The sequence below is a fragment of the Blastococcus sp. SYSU D00813 genome (assembly GCF_054050735.1).
In genome coordinates, this window is the sequence record NZ_JBJGZX010000004.1 from 37,627 (window position 1) to 53,737 (window position 16,111).

12 protein-coding genes and 1 pseudogene are annotated in these 16,111 nt (G+C 77.2%); 11 read left to right on the top strand and 2 right to left on the bottom strand.

Annotated features, from left to right (window positions below; translation table 11 throughout):
- Window positions 1-19 precede the first annotated feature (19 nt).
- A complete protein-coding gene (locus ACI8AX_RS03895) occupies window positions 20-868 on the bottom strand; it encodes an HAD family hydrolase (protein WP_456548484.1) in 849 nt (282 codons plus the stop codon).
- A 127-nt stretch (window positions 869-995) separates the two neighbouring features.
- On the opposite strand from ACI8AX_RS03895, the gene ssd reads away from it, so the two are divergent.
- The 7 genes and pseudogenes from ssd to ACI8AX_RS03930 all read left to right on the top strand — a co-directional run.
- Window positions 996-2,087, top strand: coding sequence for a septum site-determining protein Ssd (ssd, locus tag ACI8AX_RS03900; protein WP_456548485.1), 1,092 nt, complete (start codon window positions 996-998; stop codon window positions 2,085-2,087).
- Window positions 2,084-3,226 (top strand): TadA family conjugal transfer-associated ATPase, encoded by a 1,143-nt coding sequence (locus ACI8AX_RS03905; RefSeq protein WP_456548486.1) that lies wholly within the window; start codon window positions 2,084-2,086, stop codon window positions 3,224-3,226. Before ssd ends, ACI8AX_RS03905 begins: the two co-directional genes overlap by 4 nt.
- The gene (locus tag ACI8AX_RS03910) at window positions 3,223-4,017 is read left to right on the top strand and encodes a type II secretion system F family protein (RefSeq protein WP_456548487.1); all 795 of its coding nucleotides are present in this window, start codon (window positions 3,223-3,225) and stop codon (window positions 4,015-4,017) included. The genes ACI8AX_RS03905 and ACI8AX_RS03910 overlap by 4 nt, the downstream gene beginning before the upstream one ends.
- The gene (locus tag ACI8AX_RS03915) at window positions 4,014-4,757 is read left to right on the top strand and encodes a type II secretion system F family protein (protein WP_456548488.1); all 744 of its coding nucleotides are present in this window, start codon (window positions 4,014-4,016) and stop codon (window positions 4,755-4,757) included. The genes ACI8AX_RS03910 and ACI8AX_RS03915 overlap by 4 nt, the downstream gene beginning before the upstream one ends.
- A gap of 132 nt (window positions 4,758-4,889) precedes the next feature.
- Window positions 4,890-5,156, top strand: coding sequence for a DUF4244 domain-containing protein (locus tag ACI8AX_RS03920; RefSeq protein WP_456548489.1), 267 nt, complete (start codon window positions 4,890-4,892; stop codon window positions 5,154-5,156).
- A gap of 2 nt (window positions 5,157-5,158) precedes the next feature.
- Window positions 5,159-5,551, top strand: a complete 393-nt coding sequence (locus tag ACI8AX_RS03925) for a TadE family type IV pilus minor pilin (RefSeq protein ID WP_456548490.1) — start codon at window positions 5,159-5,161, stop codon at window positions 5,549-5,551.
- Window positions 5,548-5,892: pseudogene (locus tag ACI8AX_RS03930) on the top strand (Rv3654c family TadE-like protein); the annotation flags it as partial. The gene ACI8AX_RS03925 and the pseudogene ACI8AX_RS03930, both read left to right, overlap by 4 nt.
- A 54-nt stretch (window positions 5,893-5,946) precedes the next feature.
- Here the strand turns inward: ACI8AX_RS03930 and ACI8AX_RS03935 are convergent.
- Window positions 5,947-8,544 (bottom strand): DEAD/DEAH box helicase, encoded by a 2,598-nt coding sequence (locus ACI8AX_RS03935; RefSeq protein ID WP_456548491.1) that lies wholly within the window; start codon window positions 8,542-8,544, stop codon window positions 5,947-5,949.
- A gap of 221 nt (window positions 8,545-8,765) precedes the next feature.
- On the opposite strand from ACI8AX_RS03935, the gene ACI8AX_RS03940 reads away from it, so the two are divergent.
- The 4 genes from ACI8AX_RS03940 to topA all read left to right on the top strand — a co-directional run bounded on the left by ACI8AX_RS03940 (window position 8,766) and on the right by topA (window position 16,107).
- The gene (locus tag ACI8AX_RS03940; protein ID WP_456548492.1) at window positions 8,766-11,042 is read left to right on the top strand and encodes a sodium-translocating pyrophosphatase; all 2,277 of its coding nucleotides are present in this window, start codon (window positions 8,766-8,768) and stop codon (window positions 11,040-11,042) included.
- Between the two features lie 170 nt (window positions 11,043-11,212).
- Window positions 11,213-11,530: a hypothetical protein gene (locus ACI8AX_RS03945; protein WP_456548493.1), complete on the top strand. Its 318-nt coding sequence runs from the start codon at window positions 11,213-11,215 to the stop codon at window positions 11,528-11,530.
- Window positions 11,527-13,059 carry an alpha/beta hydrolase gene (locus ACI8AX_RS03950; RefSeq protein WP_456548494.1) on the top strand — a complete coding sequence of 511 codons (1,533 nt, stop codon included), beginning with the start codon at window positions 11,527-11,529 and terminating at the stop codon, window positions 13,057-13,059. Before ACI8AX_RS03945 ends, ACI8AX_RS03950 begins: the two co-directional genes overlap by 4 nt.
- 186 nt (window positions 13,060-13,245) lie before the next feature.
- Complete coding sequence (gene topA / locus ACI8AX_RS03955) at window positions 13,246-16,107, top strand: type I DNA topoisomerase (protein WP_456548495.1); 2,862 nt, start codon at window positions 13,246-13,248, stop codon at window positions 16,105-16,107.
- The last annotated feature ends 4 nt before the right edge of the window (window positions 16,108-16,111 follow it).

Here is a 16,111-nt window from a genome sequence, read left to right on the forward strand (position 1 = left end):
GGAGCGGGCGCGCGGGAGGTCAGGCGCCGCGGCGGCGGCGCCGGCCGGTCACCGGGGCCGGCGTCAGCGGCGGGGCGGCGACGTCGCGCAGCGCCCGCCGGCGGGCGTACCAGGCCAGCCCCACCACGGCCGCGCCGACGCCCATCGCGGCGCCGGTCACCACCGGCGCCGCGGGCACGGCGAAGCGGCTGCGCATCGACACCGGCCGGCTGAACTCCCGGACCGGCCAGCCCCGCTCGGCCGCCGCCCGCCGCAGGCCCCGGTCGGGGTTGACCGCGGTCGGGTGGCCGACGGCCTCGAGCATCGGCAGGTCGGTGACCGAGTCGCTGTAGGCGTAGCAGTCGGCCAGGTCGTAGCCGCCCTCCGCGGCGACCTCGCGCATCGCCGCCGCCTTGTTCTCGCCGTAGGCGTAGAACGCGATCTCGCCGGTGTACCGGCCCTCCTCGGTCACCATCTGGGTGGCGACGACCCGGTCGGCGCCCAGCATCTGGCCGATGGGCTGCACCATCTCCGCGCCGCTGCTGGAGACGATCACGATCTCCCGGCCCGCGGCCCGGTGCTCCTCGATGAGGTCGGCGGCCTCGGCGTAGACCAGCGGGTCGACGATCTCGTGCAGCGTCTCGCTGACGATCTCGTGCACCGTCGCCACGTCCCACCCGGTGGCCATCCGGGTGATCTGCGAGCGCATCCGCTCCATCTGGTCGGCGTCGGCGCCGGCGAGGGAGAAGACGAACTGCGCGTAGGCGCCCTTCAGCACGGTCCGGCGGTTGATGAGCCCGCCCTCGAAGAACGGCCGCCCGAAGGCCAGGGTGCTGGACTTGGCGATGATCGTCTTGTCCAGGTCGAAGAACGCCGCTGCGCGGGTCACGGTTCACGACTGTAAGCGCAGCCCCGGGGTGTGACCGGGGTCATCCCGCCGTCCACACCCGTTCGGGTCGTCCACAGGTCCCACGGACCCCTCGCGTCCCGGGGTGGCGCCGTCGTGAGCTGGCCGGGTGTCCGCTCCGGCCCCCGCCCGCCCCCTACTCGTCAGCGCCGACGACGACCTGCTCGACGACGCGCTCCGCCTGCTCGCCGCGGCCGGCGCCGAGCCGGAGGTCGCCACGGCCGGCCCGGCGCTGCGCCGCGCGCACCGGGAGGCGCCGCTGGTCCTGCTCGGCGGCGACCTGCTGGCCAGCGGCGCGGTGCGCGCCCTGCCGCGGCGGCCGGGCGTCGTGGTGGTCACGCGGGCCGAGCTGCCGCCGGCCGGCTGGGCCGCCGCGGTCGAACTGGGCGCCGAGCGGGTGGCGGTGCTGCCGGCCGACGAGGCGTGGGTGCTGCAGCGGGCCGGCGCGGCGCTACGGCGGCCGGTCGAGCGCGGCCCGCTGGTCGTCGTCGGCGGCGCCTGCGGCGGTGCCGGGGCCAGCACGCTGGCCGCCGCCGTGGCCCTGACCGCCGCGGCGTCCGGGCGCGGCGCGCTGCTCGTCGACGCGGACGCGTGGGGCGGCGGCCTCGACCTGCTGGTCGGCGCGGAGGGCTCCGACGGCCTGCGCTGGCCCGACCTCGACGGTCTGCGCGGCCGGGTCTCCGGCGAGGCGGTCATGGCTGCGCTGCCCGCGGTGGGCGGGGTCGGCGTCCTGGCGGCCTCCCGGTCCGCGGCCGCCCCGCCGTCGCCGGAGGCGGTGGCCGCCGTGGTCGACGCCGGCCGCTCGGGCGGCTGGCCGGTGGTCGTCGACCTCCCGCGCGGACCGGTCCCGGCGTTCGCCGAGGCGGTGCTGGCCGACGCCGACCTGGCGGTCCTCGTGGTGCCGGCCCGCGTCCGCGCGACCTCCGCCGCGCAGGCCCTGCTGGGCCACCGCCCCGGCGGTCGGGCCTCCCCGTGGGCCGGTGCGCGCCTCGTCGTGCGCTCGGTCGCGGAGGGCCTCGACCCCGCGGAGGTGGCCGGCATCCTGCGCCTGGAGCTGCTCGCCGAGTTGCCGCACGACCGCCGGGCCGTGGCCCGCGGCGAGCGGGGTGAGCCTCCACCGACGGGGCCGCGGACGCCCTGGGGGGCGGCCGCCCGGGCGGTGCTCGGGGCGCTGCCGGTGCCGGCGGAGGCGGGCTCGTGACCGGCGCTCCGCTGGTGGAGCGGGTCCGCGCCCGGCTCGCCACCGAGGCGGCGGCGCCCAGCCGCCCGGCGGTCGCGGCGCTGGTGCGGGAGGAGGCCGGGAGCCTGGCCGGGGACGCGGCGGTCCTCTCCGCGGTGCGGGCCGCGGTCGACGAGCTCTCCGGGGCCGGTCCGCTCGAGGAGCTGCTGCGCGCGCCCGGGGTCAGCGACGTGCTGGTCAACGGCCCCGACGAGGTGTGGGTCGACCGCGGCGCGGGGCTCGAGCGTGCCGACGTCCGGTTCGCCGACGACGACGCGGTGCGCCGGCTCGCGGTCCGGCTCGCCGCCGCGGCCGGCCGGCGGCTGGACGACGCCGCGCCGTGGGTGGACGCCGGGCTGCCCGACGGCACGCGCCTGCACGCCGTCCTCGCCCCGGTGTCGGCGCGGGGCACCTGCCTGTCGCTGCGGGTGCTGCGCCGCTGCTCGCTCGGGCTGGCCGAGCTCGCCGCCCGCGGCACGCTCCCGGGCGGGTCGGCGGACCTGCTGCGGGCCGTGGTCGCCGCCCGGCTGGCGTTCCTGGTCACCGGTGGCACCGGCTCGGGCAAGACCACCCTGCTGTCGGCGCTGCTGGGGCTGGTGCACCCCACCGAGCGGATCGTCGTCTGCGAGGACGCCCCGGAGCTGACGCCCGCGCACCCGCACGTGGTCGGGCTGGTGACCCGCCCGCCGAACGTGGAGGGGGTCGGCGCGGTGGGGCTGCGCGACCTCGTCCGCCAGGCCCTGCGGATGCGACCGGACCGGCTGGTCGTCGGCGAGGTCCGCGGGCCGGAGGTGTCCGACCTGCTGGCCGCGCTGAACACCGGCCACGACGGCGGCTGCGGCACGCTGCACGCCAACCGGTCCGCCGAGGTGCCCGCCCGCCTGGAGGCGCTGGGTGCGGGGGCCGGCCTGGACCGGGCGGCGGTGCACAGCCAGGCGGCCGCGGCCCTGGCGGTGGTGGTGCACCTGCGGCGCACGGCCGGGGTCCGCCGGGTGGAGGAGCTCGGCGTGGTCCGGCGGGCCGGCGACCTCGTCGTCGTGGAACCGGCGTGGCGGGCCGACGGCGGGCCTTGCCCCGGCCGCGGCCGGCTCGACGAGCTGCTGGCCGGAGGCGGGCGGTGACCGGGGCCGCGGCCGGTGCCGGGGTGCCCCTGCTGCTGGCCGCCGCGCTGCTGCTGTGGCCGGTCCGGGCCGGCCGCGGGCGGCTGCGGCGCCCGGACCGCGGGCCGGCGCGGTGGGGGCGGGCGCCGGCGCCACTGGCCGTCGCCGCGGCCGCGGCGACGGCCGGGCTGGCGCTGTCCACGGTCCTCGTCGCGGCGCTGGCGGCCGCAGGCGCGGCCGCCGCCGTGCTCGCGCGGGAGCGCGGCCGCCGCACGCGCCGGGAGGAGGAGCGCGTCGCCGCGCTCACCGAGGGGCTGGGTGCGCTGGCCGCGGAGCTGCGCAGCGGCCGTCCGCTCGACGAGGCCGCCGCGGCGGCCGGCGCGGCGTGCGGCGACCCGGTCGGCGCCGACGTGCTCCTCCGGGCGGTCCGGGCCCCCGGCTCGGTCCCCCCGCCGGGTCCGGACGACGGCGTGTGGGAGGCGTCCGCGGCCCGGCTGGCCGCGGCCGTCCGACTCAGCGTCCGCACCGGGTGCTCGCTCGCGGCGGTGGCCGGTGCGGTGGAGGACGACCTGCGGGCGCGCCACCGGCACCGCCTCGAGCTGCGTTCGGCGCTGGCCGGGCCCCGGGCGAGCGCCGCGCTGCTGGCCGGGCTGCCCGTGCTCGCGCTCCTCATGGGCAGCGGGGTGGGCGCCGACCCGTGGGCGGTGCTCACCACGACCGCGACGGGCCAGGTCCTGCTGGTCCTCGGCGTGGTTCTCGAGGCGGCCGGGCTGGTGTGGACCGGTCGCCTGGTGCGCCGGGCCGCCCGGTGAGCGGAGCAGGGCACGGACCGGTCGTCCTGCTGCTGGTGGCCGCGGCACTGCTGCTGTGGTCGCCGCCCGGGCGGCCCGCCCGCGCGCGGGCCCGGGCCCTCGCCGCCGCGCGGGCGCCGGCCGTGCCGTCGTCCCCGGCCTCGTCGGCGGATCCTCGGCGGCGGTGGCTGCTGGCCGCAGCGGCGGGGGTCGGGGCGGCGCTGCTCCTGGGCGGTCCACCCGGGGTCGTCGCCGGCGCCGCGGTCGCCGCGGGCCTGGAGCGCGTGCTGCGCCGCTCGTCCGGCGAGGGCGCCCGGCCGCCCCGCGCGGCGCTGGAGGACGAGCTCCCCGTGGCCTGCGACCTGCTGGCCGTGTGCCTGTCCGCCGGGCTGCCCGTAGGCGGCGCGCTCGCCGCCGTCGCCGGCGCCCTGACCGGCCCGCTCGGCGGCGAGCTCGCCACGGTCGCCGGCCGCTACCGCCTGGGCTCGGCGGCGCGGGCGGCGTGGACCGGGGTGCCCGCGCCGCTGGACCCCCTGGGCCGGGTCCTGGTGCGGGCGGGGGAGTCGGGCTCCACCGTGGTCCCGGCGCTGCAGGGCCTGGCGGCCGACCGCCGTGCCGCGCTCCGGGCGGGGACGGAGGCGCGGGTGCGCACCGCCGGGGTCTGGGTGCTCGCCCCGCTGGGCGCCTGCTTCCTGCCGGCCTTCGTCTGCCTCGGTGTGGCGCCCGTGGTGCTCGGCATCGCCGCCGACGTCCTGCCGTGACCGCGACCAGCGCCGGTCCACAGGACCGCGGCCTCTCCACAGACCCGGCCGCTCGGTGGATCCCGGCAGGAGCCGCCGCAAGGGTCGGGGGACCGGGGTCCGGACAGCGGGCCCGCGACGGAGGAGGACCCCATGACCGCACAGCTCCGACAGCCCGAGCCCCCCGCCGGGGCGGCAGAGGGCGCGGCGGCCGGCCCGTCGCCGGCGGAGGGCCGGCTCGCCCGCCGCTGGGCCCGGCTGGTGGCGGAGCCGGAGGCGGGGATGAGCACCGCGGAGTACGCCGTCGGGACGATCGCCGCCTGCGCCTTCGCCGCGGTGCTCTACAAGGTGGTGACGGGCGGGTCGATCGTCACGGCGCTCACCGATCTGGTGGCCTCGGCGCTGGCCACGTTGGGCTGACCGTGCGGGCCGGCAGGGCGCGGCGCCCGGCGCTGCGCGGGGAGGCCGGCACGGTCACGGCGGAGACGGCCGTCGTCCTGCCCGTGCTGCTGCTCGTCCTGGCCGGCGCGATCGCCGCCGTCACGGTCGTGGGAGCCCACCTGCGCTGCGTGGACGCCGCCCGCGAGGGAGCCCGGGCCGCCGCCCGCGGCGAGGACGCGGCCGCGGTCCGGGCCCTCACCGCGCGGGCCGCCCCGGCCGGCGCCACGACCACCGTGGAGGTCGAGGGCACCCGGGTTCGCGTGACCGTCACCGCCGACGTCCCGGCGCTGGGCCCGGTGCCGCTGCACGTGCAGGTCAGCGCCACCGCGGTCGCCGACCTGGAGCCGGGCGTGCTGCCGGCCGGTGTCCCGTGAGGCGCCGGTCGGCGGCGCTGCGCGGCGAGCGCGGCTCGGCCACGGTCTGGGTCGTCGCGCTCAGCGGGGTGCTGGCCGCGATCGGGTTGGCGGCCGTGCTCGTCGGGGCGGCGGTCACGGCCCGCCACCGCGCCACCGCCGCGGCCGACCTCGCCGCGCTGGCCGGCGCCGGCCGGGCGGTCAGCGGTGCGCCCGACCCGTGTGCGGCGGCCGCCGAGGTGGCGCAGGCGAACGGCGCATCGCTCGTCAGCTGCTCCGTCGAGGGCGCCGTGGTGGCGGTGACGGTCGAGGTCCCCGTGCGCCTGGGACCGCTGGGCACGCGGTCCGCCTCGGCGCGTGCCCGCGCGGGCCCGGTGGTGCCGGTCGCGTCCGGGCCCGCCGGCCACGTCGCGCGGTCAGAAGACGAGGTCGTCCTCGGGGACGTCCGCGGCCGCGGCGGCGCCCTCCGGCTCCCGGTCGCCGAAGTGCCGGTCGTCGGGGTCCCCGCCGTGGAAGTCCCCGCCGAGGTCCCCGCCGTCGAGGTCCCCGCCGTGGAGGTCCCCGCCGTCGAGGTCCCCGCCGCCGGTCCCGGCGTCGTCCTGACCCGTCCGGGTGCCGGCGAGGTCGAGCCGCTCGTCGGCCGCGGCCAGTTCGTCCAGCACGACGTCGAGCACGCGCACGGCGCCGGCCTTGTCGAGCGGGTCGTTGCCGTTGCCGCACTTGGGCGACTGCACGCAGGAGGGACAGCCGCTCTCGCACTCGCAGCTGGCGATGGTCGCGCGGGTGGCCTGCAACCACCGGCGGATCGCCGCGTACCCGCGCTCGGCGAAGCCCGCCCCACCCGGGTGCCCGTCGTAGACGAAGACCGTCGCCGTCCCGGTGTCCGGGTGCAGCGCCGTGGAGAGCCCGCCCAGGTCCCAGCGGTCGCAGGTGGCCAGCAGCGGGAGGATCCCGATGGCCGCGTGCTCGGCCGCGTGCAGGGCGCCGGGCAGCGTCGCGTCGTCCACCTCGGCGCGGGCGACGGCGGTCTCGTCGAGGGTCAGCCACACGGCCCGGGTGCGCAGCTGGCGGGCGGGCAGGTCCAGCGGGAACTCCGCCAGGACCTCCCCGGTGCCCTGCCGCCGCCGCTGGTAGGCCACCACCTGGTTCACGACGTCCACCACGCCGGTGTGCGCGGTGACCGAGCGCAGCCGGCGCGACCGGTCGACGTCCACGACGGAGAGGTCGGTGACGTCGCGGGCCACGGTCGTCCACTCCGGGGCGTCGGCGTGGACGACGGCGACGGCGTCCTCGAGGTCGAACTCGTCGACCACGAAGGTCTCGCCCCGGTGCACGTACAGCGCGCCGGTGTGCACCGTGGAGTGCGCGGCGCCGCCGTCCACCGTGCCCAGCAGGCGGCCCGTGGCGCCCTCGATGATCGACACGGGCGCGGAGCCGTCCCCGCGGATGTCGACGTCCGGCCGTCCGCGCCCGGCCCAGTACCAGCCGGCCGGTCGCCGGCGCAGCAGCCCGTCGGCGACCAGCTCGTCGAGCCGCGCCTCGGCGGCCGCGCCGCCGAACTCCGGCAGGTCGGCGGGGACCAGCGGCAGCTCGGCGGCCGCGCAGCACAGCTGGGGGCCGAGGACGTAGGGGTTGGTGGGGTCGGTGACCGTGGCCTCCACCGGCCGGCCGAACACCGCCCGCGGGTGGTGGGCCAGGTAGTGGTCCAGCGGGTCGTCGCGGGCCACGAAGACCACCAGCGACTCCCGCTGCGCCCGGCCCGCCCGGCCGGCCTGCTGCCACAGCGAGGCCAGCGTCCCGGGGTAGCCGGCCAGCACCACGGCGTCCAGCCCGGCGATGTCGATGCCCAGCTCGAGGGCGTTGGTCGTGGCCACCCCGAGCAGTTCGCCGGCGGAGAGGGCGCGCTCCAGCTCCCGGCGCTCCTCGGGCAGGTAGCCGCCGCGGTAGGAGTCCACCCGGGCGGCCAGGTCGGCGCGGCCGCGCTCGACGAGGACCCGCCGCGCCTGGTCGGCCACCGACTCGGCACTGCGCCGCGACCGCACGAACGCCAGGGTGCGCGCCTGCCGCTCGACCAGGTCGGCGAGCAGCGACGCGGCGTCGTGCGCCGCCGACCGGCGCAGCGGGGCGCCGTGCTCGCCGAGCCGCTCGGTCAGCGGCGGCTCCCACAGCGCGAACGTGGCGCCGGGCCGGGGCGAGCCGTCCTCGGTCACCGCCACGACCGGGGCGCCGACGAGCCGGCCGGCCGCCCCGGCGGGGTCCGCGACCGTCGCCGAGGCCAGGACGAACACCGGCTCGGCGCCGTACCGCCGGCAGATCCGGCGCAACCGGCGCAGCACGTGCCCGACGTGCGAACCGAAGACCCCGCGGTAGGCGTGGCACTCGTCCACGACCACGTAGGCCACCCGGCGCAGCGTCGAGGACCACTTCTGGTGGGCGGGCAGCACGCCCCGGTGCAGCATGTCCGGGTTCGTCACGATCCACCGCGAGTGCCGGCGCACCCAGTCCCGCTCCTCGGTGGGCGTGTCGCCGTCGTAGGCCGCCGGACGCACCGAGGGACCGGCGAGCGCCGCCACGGACGCGAGCTGGTCGCGCGCCAGCGCCTTGGTCGGCGCCAGGTACAGGACGCACGCGCGGTCGTCCTCGGCCAGCCGGCTCAGCGCGGGCAGCTGGTAGGCCAGCGACTTGCCCGACGCGGTGCCGGTGGCCACCACCACCGACGTCCCGTCGTGGGCCAGTTGCGCGGCCTCGACCTGGTGCCGGTAGGGAGCGCGCACACCCTGCTCCTCCAGCCGGCGGCGCAGGTCCGGGTCGACCCACCCCGGCCAGGGGAGGGTCCGGCCCTGGCGGACGGGCAGCCGGTGCACGTGGGTGACCGGGAGCTCCTCCTCCGGCGTGCCCGCCAGGAGGTCGTCGAGCAGGTCGGCACCGGGCAGCACCTCGGTGGCGGCGCGCCCCTCGGGACCGGTGTCCGGGCCGGGAGGGGGAGCCGACCGGACGGGGTGGAGCGCCGTCACCCCTCCACTGTCACACCTGCCGGCAACCCGCGGTGGGCCGCCGTCCCCACGTTCCGGCGCCCCGCTCCACGAGACGGTCTCGTCCGGGGACTACCGCTACCGGGTGTGATCTCGCTTACACTCACGCGGCGTCCGACCCGGCGAGGACCGCCGTGCGGACGAGACCTCCGCCGTCCGGGGCGCGTGTGTCCCGGCAGTCGCTGACCGCTGGGAGGAACCACATGCCGGAGACCGCTCTGTCCGGCGGGGACGTCGCGCTGGTGCTCGTCGTCCTCGCCATCTCCCTGGCCGCCCTCGCCTTCGCCGCGTACCTGGTCCGGGCCGTCATGGCCGCCGACCAGGGGACGACGACCATGCGTGACATCGCGCGGGCGGTGCAGGAAGGCGCGGCGGCCTACCTGCGCAGACAGTTCCGCACGCTCGGCGTCTTCGCCGTGATCGTGTTCGTCCTGCTCCTCGTGCTGCCCGTCGCCGAGGGCGGCTGGGGCACCCGGGCGGGACGGGCGGTCTTCTTCCTCGTCGGCGCGCTGTTCTCGGCGGCCGTCGGCTTCATCGGGATGACGCTGGCGACGCGGGGCAACGTCCGCGTGGCCGCCGCCGCGCGCGGAGGCGGGTACGTGCCGGCCTTCCGCATCGCGTACCGCACCGGCGGTGTCGTCGGGATGATCACCATCGGGCTGGGCCTGTTCGGCGCCTCGCTGGCGCTGCTCTTCTTCGACGAGACGGCGCCGGTGGTGCTCGAGGGCTTCGGCTTCGGCGGCGCCCTGCTGGCGATGTTCATGCGGGTCGGCGGCGGCATCTTCACCAAGGCGGCCGACGTCGGCGCCGACCTCGTCGGCAAGGTCGAGGCCGGCATCCCCGAGGACGACCCCCGCAACGCCGCCACGATCGCCGACAACGTGGGCGACAACGTCGGTGACTGCGCGGGCATGGCCGCCGACCTCTTCGAGTCCTACGCCGTCACGCTGGTGGCCGCGCTGATCCTCGGCCAGGTCTTCCTCGGCGCCGACGGGATGGTCTTCCCGCTGGTGGTGGCCGGGATCGGTGTCATCGCCTCGGTCGTCGGAGTCTTCGCGAGCAACCCCGGGCGCAACGACTCCAGCGGCCTGGCGCCCATCAACCGCGGCTTCTTCACCTCCGCCGTCGTCTCGCTCGTCCTGGTCGCGGCGGCGTCGTTCACGGTGCTGCCCAGCGTGGCCGACCTCGGTGACACCCCGGTCAGCCCGCAGGTGCTCGGGTTCCTCTCGGTCCTGGTCGGCATCGTGCTGGCCGCCGCGATCCAGCAGCTCACCGGCTACTTCACCGAGACCTCGCGCAAGCCGGTCAGGGACGTCGGCCGCAGCTCGCTCACCGGCCCGGCCACCGTGATCCTGTCGGGCATCTCGCTGGGTCTGGAGAGCGCGGTGTACGCCGCGCTGCTCATCGGCGGCGCCGTGTACGTCACCTTCCTCATCGGCGGGGCCGCGGCGCTCTACGCCGTCGCGCTCGCCGGCTGCGGCCTGCTCACCACGGCCGGCGTGATCGTCGCGATGGACACCTTCGGCCCGGTCAGCGACAACGCCCAGGGCATCGCCGAGATGTCCGGCGACATCGACGAGGAGGGGGCCCGCGTGCTCACCGACCTCGACGCCGTCGGCAACACCACGAAGGCCATCACCAAGGGCATCGCCATCGCCACCGCCGTCCTCGCCGCCACGGCGCTGTTCGGCTCCTACAACGCCCAGGTCGGGGTGGCCCTCGAGGACGCCGGCGCCACGCTGGGCAACGCCTTCAGCCTGGTGAACCCGAACAACATCATGGGCGCCCTGGTCGGGGCGTCGGTCGTGTTCCTCTTCAGCGGCCTGGCCATCAGCGCGGTCTCCCGGGCCGCCGGACGGGTCGTGTTCGAGGTGCGGGAGCAGTTCCGGACCCGCCCCGGGATCATGGACTTCAGCGAGCGGCCCGACTACAGCCGCGTCGTCGACATCTGCACCAAGGACTCGCTGCGCGAGCTGGCCACCCCCGGTCTGCTCGCGGTCCTGGCCCCGGTCGCCGTCGGCTTCGGCCTGGGCATCGGCCCGCTGGCGGCCTACCTGGTGGGCGCCATCGCGGCCGGCACCCTGATGGCGGTGTTCCTGGCGAACTCGGGCGGTGCCTGGGACAACGCCAAGAAGATGGTGGAGGACGGCGCGCACGGCGGGAAGGGCAGCGAGGCGCATGCCGCCACGGTCATCGGCGACACCGTCGGCGACCCGTTCAAGGACACCGCCGGCCCGGCCATCAACCCGCTGATCAAGGTGATGAACCTGGTGGCGCTGCTCATCGCTCCCGCCGTGGTCAGCCTCTCCCTGGGCGAGGACCAGAACGACGTGGTCCGTGCCCTCATCGCGCTGGCCGCGGTGGCGGTGATCGTGGCCGCCGTCGTCGTCTCCAAGCGCCGCTCGGTGGTCGTGGGTGGCGCGGGGCCGGCCTCGACCGGTGACGAGTCGACCGGCGAGCTGACCACGACCGTTCCGTGAGACCACGCCCCGGAGCCTGCGGCGGTGGGGGCCGCCGCGGGCCCGGGGCGGGGGACCTGTGGACGGGACCGGCCGGTGTGGACGGCCGGCGGCCCTCAGGGGGTGCACCTCCCTAACGTGCCGCGGCGCCGGTCCGAGGGAGGCCGGCTCCACCGCCGGGAGGTCGCCTCGTGTCCGACAGCATCGCCGTCCAGTTCTCCACCCTCGAGCAGTTGGCCGACGAGCTCGTCCTGCTCGGCGCCGAGCTGGCGGCCGAGGCCGACCTGTGCCGGTCGGCGACGTACACCCTCGGCACGGCGGTCGACGGGGAGCTGGCGGCGGCCGCCGGGCAGCTGGGTGTCGCGTGGTCGGAGCTGGTCGCCCTGCTCGGCCGGGGCGCCGGCGCGGTGGGCGGGAGCCTGCGGGAGGCCGTGCGCTCCTACCGGGTGCTCGAGGCCGAGCTCAGCGACCGGAACCTGTACGCGGCAGCCGGGGTCCGGGTCCCGTGACCTCCGGGCTGTCATCGGTCGCCGGCTGGGACGCCCGGGCGCTGGGCAACGCGGTGACCACCCTGGGCGACGTGGGGCACCGGCTGGTGTCCTGGCGGGCGCGGATGGAGTCCGTCGGCCGCACGCTGGGGACGACGGAGTGCTGGTCCGGGCCGGCGGGCCAGGCCGCGGCCGCGAGCCTCGTGCGCGTCTCCACGGTGGTGACCGAGGTGACCGAGGCGCTGACCGGGTCGCTCGCCGACGCCGACCGGGCCGTCGCCGGTGTCTCGACCGCCGCCGAACTGGCCGCGGAGGCGCTGGCCGCGGCCGCGGCGGTGCCCGTCGACCTGGACGACCGGGGGCGGCCGGGACCGCTTCCGCAGGTGCCGCTGGACCCGTGGGGCGACCCCGCGGTCGCCCAGGCCCGGCAGCTGGAGGCCGTCGCCGACCAGGCCCGTGCCGCCGGCCGGGCCACCGACCTGGCCGAGGAGGCCCTGCGGTCGGCGGACGCGGCCGCGCTGGCGACCCAGGAGGCGCTCGCGGTCCTCGCCCGCGTGGGGGTGGTCGGCGGCGTCGTCCCGCCGGACTTCCTGCAGCTGACGGCGCGGGTGGGTCTCGCCCACGAGCCCGGTGTCCAGCCACCGCCCGTGGTGCCGGTCGAGGTGGCCGGCTGGTGGGCGGCGCTCTCGGAGGAGGAGCGGCGCGGCTGGATCGAGGCCGAGCCGGCGCTGGTCGGCATGCTGGACGGTGTCCCCGCCTGGGCGCGGGACCAGGCGAACCGGCTGGTGCTGGACCGGGTGGTGCCGGGGGAACCGGGCTCCGCCGTCGCGCTGGCGGTCTCGAACGAGATCCGGGCGCAGGAGGCGGCCGGGCGGACGGTGCAGCTCCTCCAGTTCTCGCCGGAGCAGGAGCTGGTCCAGCTGGCCCTCGGGGACCTCGACACCGCCGGGTCCGTCGCGGTCGTCGTCCCCGGGGTCGGCAACGACCCGGTCGGGGAGCTGGACGACGTGGCGCACGACGCGGCCGCCGTCGGTGCCGCCGCCGTGGCCGCGGCGCCGGGACTGGCCGTGGCCACCGTGGCCTACTTCGGCTACCGGCCCCCGGTGGACCTGTTCGTCGGGGCCCTCCCGGGCGCGGCGGTCGCCGGCGCCGCCGGTTTGGACCGGTCCCTGGACGGGATCGCGGCGGCGCGGGCGGGCGACCGTCCGCGTGTCACCGTCGTCGCGCACAGCTACGGCACGGTCCTGACCGACCACGCCGCCGACGCCCCGGGTGACCTGGCTGCGGACGCGGTCGTCCTCTCCGGCAGCCCCGGCGTGCACAACGACCGCGCCGGGTTCGAGGTGGACGAGGTCTACGAGGCGTCGGGTGGGCTGGACCCGGTCACCTGGCTCGAGGTCCACGGCGGCCAGACGTGGGACCCGGACACGGGGCTGGACGCGGTGAGCCTGCCCACCGAGGCGGACATGACCCACGGCGACTACTACGACACCGACCGCCCGACCCTCGCCGCGATCGGCGAGGTGGTGGCCGGCACCCACGACGGGTGAGACCGGGAACACCGCACCGGCCTCGTCCATTGGAGCGGGTGTCGGCACGCCCACGCACGGTCGCCACCCGGTGCCGCACCGGGGTCGTGGCCTACCGTGGCGGTCGCCGAGGGCGGACGCGCACGACGGCGTCCCCCGGCGCCCCACGCCGGCGCCCACAGCCGAAGCAGCACCGACAGGAGCACCGTGCCCCCCACGAAGACCGCGAAGACCGGCAGCGAGACCGCGACCGAGACGGCCGGCGGGACCCGTACGCCTGCCCGTCGCCGGACCGCCGCGGGCGGCGGACGGCCTCTGGTCATCGTGGAGTCGCCGACCAAAGCGAACAAGATCGCCGGCTACCTGGGCGGCGGCTACGTCGTGGAGGCCAGCGTCGGCCACATCCGCGACCTGCCGCGCAACGCCGCCGACGTCCCGGCCGAGCACAAGGGCGCGTCGTGGGCGCGCCTCGGGGTGGACGTCGACAACGCCTTCGAGCCGCTGTACGTCGTCAGCCCGGACCGCAAGCAGCAGGTCAGCCGGCTCAAGCAGCTGGTCAAGGACGCCAGCGAGGTCTACCTCGCCACCGATGAGGACCGCGAGGGCGAGGCGATCGCCTGGCACCTGGTCGACACCCTCAAGCCCCGCGTCCCGGTGCGTCGGATGGTCTTCCACGAGATCACCCCGGAGGCGATCGCCCGCGCCGTCGCCAACCCGCGCGAGCTCGACACCGCGCTGGTCGACGCGCAGGAGACCCGCCGCATCCTCGACCGGCTCTACGGCTACGAGGTCAGCCCCGTGCTGTGGAAGAAGGTGCTGCCCAAGCTGTCGGCCGGCCGCGTGCAGTCGGTCGCCACCCGCATCGTCGTCGAGCGCGAGCGGGAGCGGATGGGCTTCCACGCCGCCGACTACTGGTCGCTGGAGGGCACCTTCGCCGTCCCCGGCAAGGCCGCCGGCGCCGACGACGGCGAGCCGACCACCCTGCGCGCCAAGCTGGTCAGCGTCGACGACAGCCGGGTGGCCACCGGCCGCGACTTCGACCCCGCGACCGGCCGGGTGACCGGCGAGGTCGTGCACCTCGACGAGGCCGGCGCCCGCGGCCTGGCCGCCCGGCTCGAGGGCCGCCAGGTCACCGTCAGCCGGGTCGACGAGAAGCCCTACCGGCGGCGGCCGTACGCACCGTTCACCACCTCGACCCTGCAGATGGAGGCCGGCCGCAAGCTCGGCTGGTCCTCGGCGCAGGTCATGCGGGTGGCGCAGCGGCTGTACGAGAACGGCCACATCACCTACATGCGCACCGACTCGACGAACCTGTCGAACGAGGCGATCAACGCCGCGCGCACCCAGGCCCGCGAGCTCTACGGCGACGCGTACGTCCCGGCCGAGGCCCGGCGCTACGCGAAGAAGGCCAAGGGCGCCCAGGAGGCGCACGAGGCCATCCGCCCCGCCGGTGACAGCTTCCGCACCCCGGGCCAGCTGGCGGGCCAGCTCGCCCGTGACGAGTTCCGCCTCTACGAGCTGATCTGGCAGCGCACCGTCGCCTCGCAGATGGCCGACGCCGTGGGCCAGACCGTGAGCATCCGGCTGGCCGGCCGCAGCGCCACCGACGAGGCCGTCGAGTTCACCGCCAGCGGCCGGACGATCACCTTCCCCGGCTTCCTGCGCGCCTACGTCGAGTCCCGCGACGAGGGCAGCGGCGCCGGCGACGACGACCACGGCAGCGACGACGCCGAGCGTCGGCTCCCGCGCGTCGAGCGCGGCCAGCGGCTCGACACCCGCGCGCTGGAGCCCAAGGGCCACACGACGACCCCGCCGTCCCGGTACACCGAGCCGAGCCTGGTGGCGCGGCTGGAGGAGCTGGGCATCGGCCGCCCGTCGACCTACGCGTCGATCATGCAGACCATCCAGGACCGCGGGTACGTCTGGAAGAAGGGCGCCGCCCTGGTGCCGTCCTTCGTCGCCTTCGCCGTGGTGAACCTGCTCGAGCAGCACTTCGCCCAGCTCGTCGACTACGACTTCACCGCCTCGCTGGAGGAGGAGCTCGACGAGATCGCCGGCGGCAACCTGCAGCGGGTCACCTGGCTGACGGAGTTCTACTTCGGCGGCGAGGGCGGCCACGCCGGCGCCATCGCGCAGGCCGGCGGGCTCAAGCAGGTGATCGGCCAGCGGCTGGAGGAGATCGACGCCCGCGGGGTCAACTCCATCCCGCTGCGGGCGACGGGGCCGAACGGCGAGCCGGTCGTCGTCCGGGTGGGCCGCTACGGCCCCTACCTGCAGGCCGGTGAGGACGGCGCCCGCGTCAGCATCCCGGAGGACCTCGCGCCGGACGAGCTCACCAGCGAGAAGGTCGCCGAGCTGCTGGCGGCGCCCTCCGGCGACCGCGAGCTCGGCACCGACCCGGAGTCCGGGCACCCCGTCGTCGTCAAGGCCGGCCGGTACGGCCCGTACGTGACCACGGTCGTCCCCGAGGGCAGCAAGGAGCAGCCGCGGACGGCGAGCCTGTTCTCGTCGATGTCCCCGGAGACCGTCACCCTCGAGCAGGCGCTGCAGCTGCTCACCCTGCCGCGCACGGTCGGCGCCGCCCCCGACGGCGAGGAGATCCAGGCGCTCAACGGGCGCTACGGGCCCTACCTGAAGAAGGGCAGCGACTCCCGGTCCCTGGAGAGCGAGGACCGGCTGTTCAGCGTCACCCTCGAGGAGGCGCTGGCGATCTTCGCCCAGCCCAAGCAGCGCGGCCGCCGGGCCGCCGCGGCGCCGCTCAAGGAGCTGGGCCCCGACCCGGTCACCCAGGGCGCGGTGACGGTGCGCGAGGGGCGCTTCGGCCCCTACGTGACCGACGGCGAGACCAACGCCAGCCTCCGCAAGGGCGACGACGTCGAGTCGATCACCCTCGAGCGCGCCGCCGAGCTGCTCGCCGACCGCCGCGCCCGCCCGGCCGCGACGAAGAAAAAGGCGACCAAGAAGACGACCGCGAAGAAGACCGCCGCCAAGAAGGCCACCGGCACCACCGCGAAGAAGGCGCCCGCCAAGAAGAAGGCGAGCCCGGCCGACGCGGTCCCGCTCGCCTGAGCCG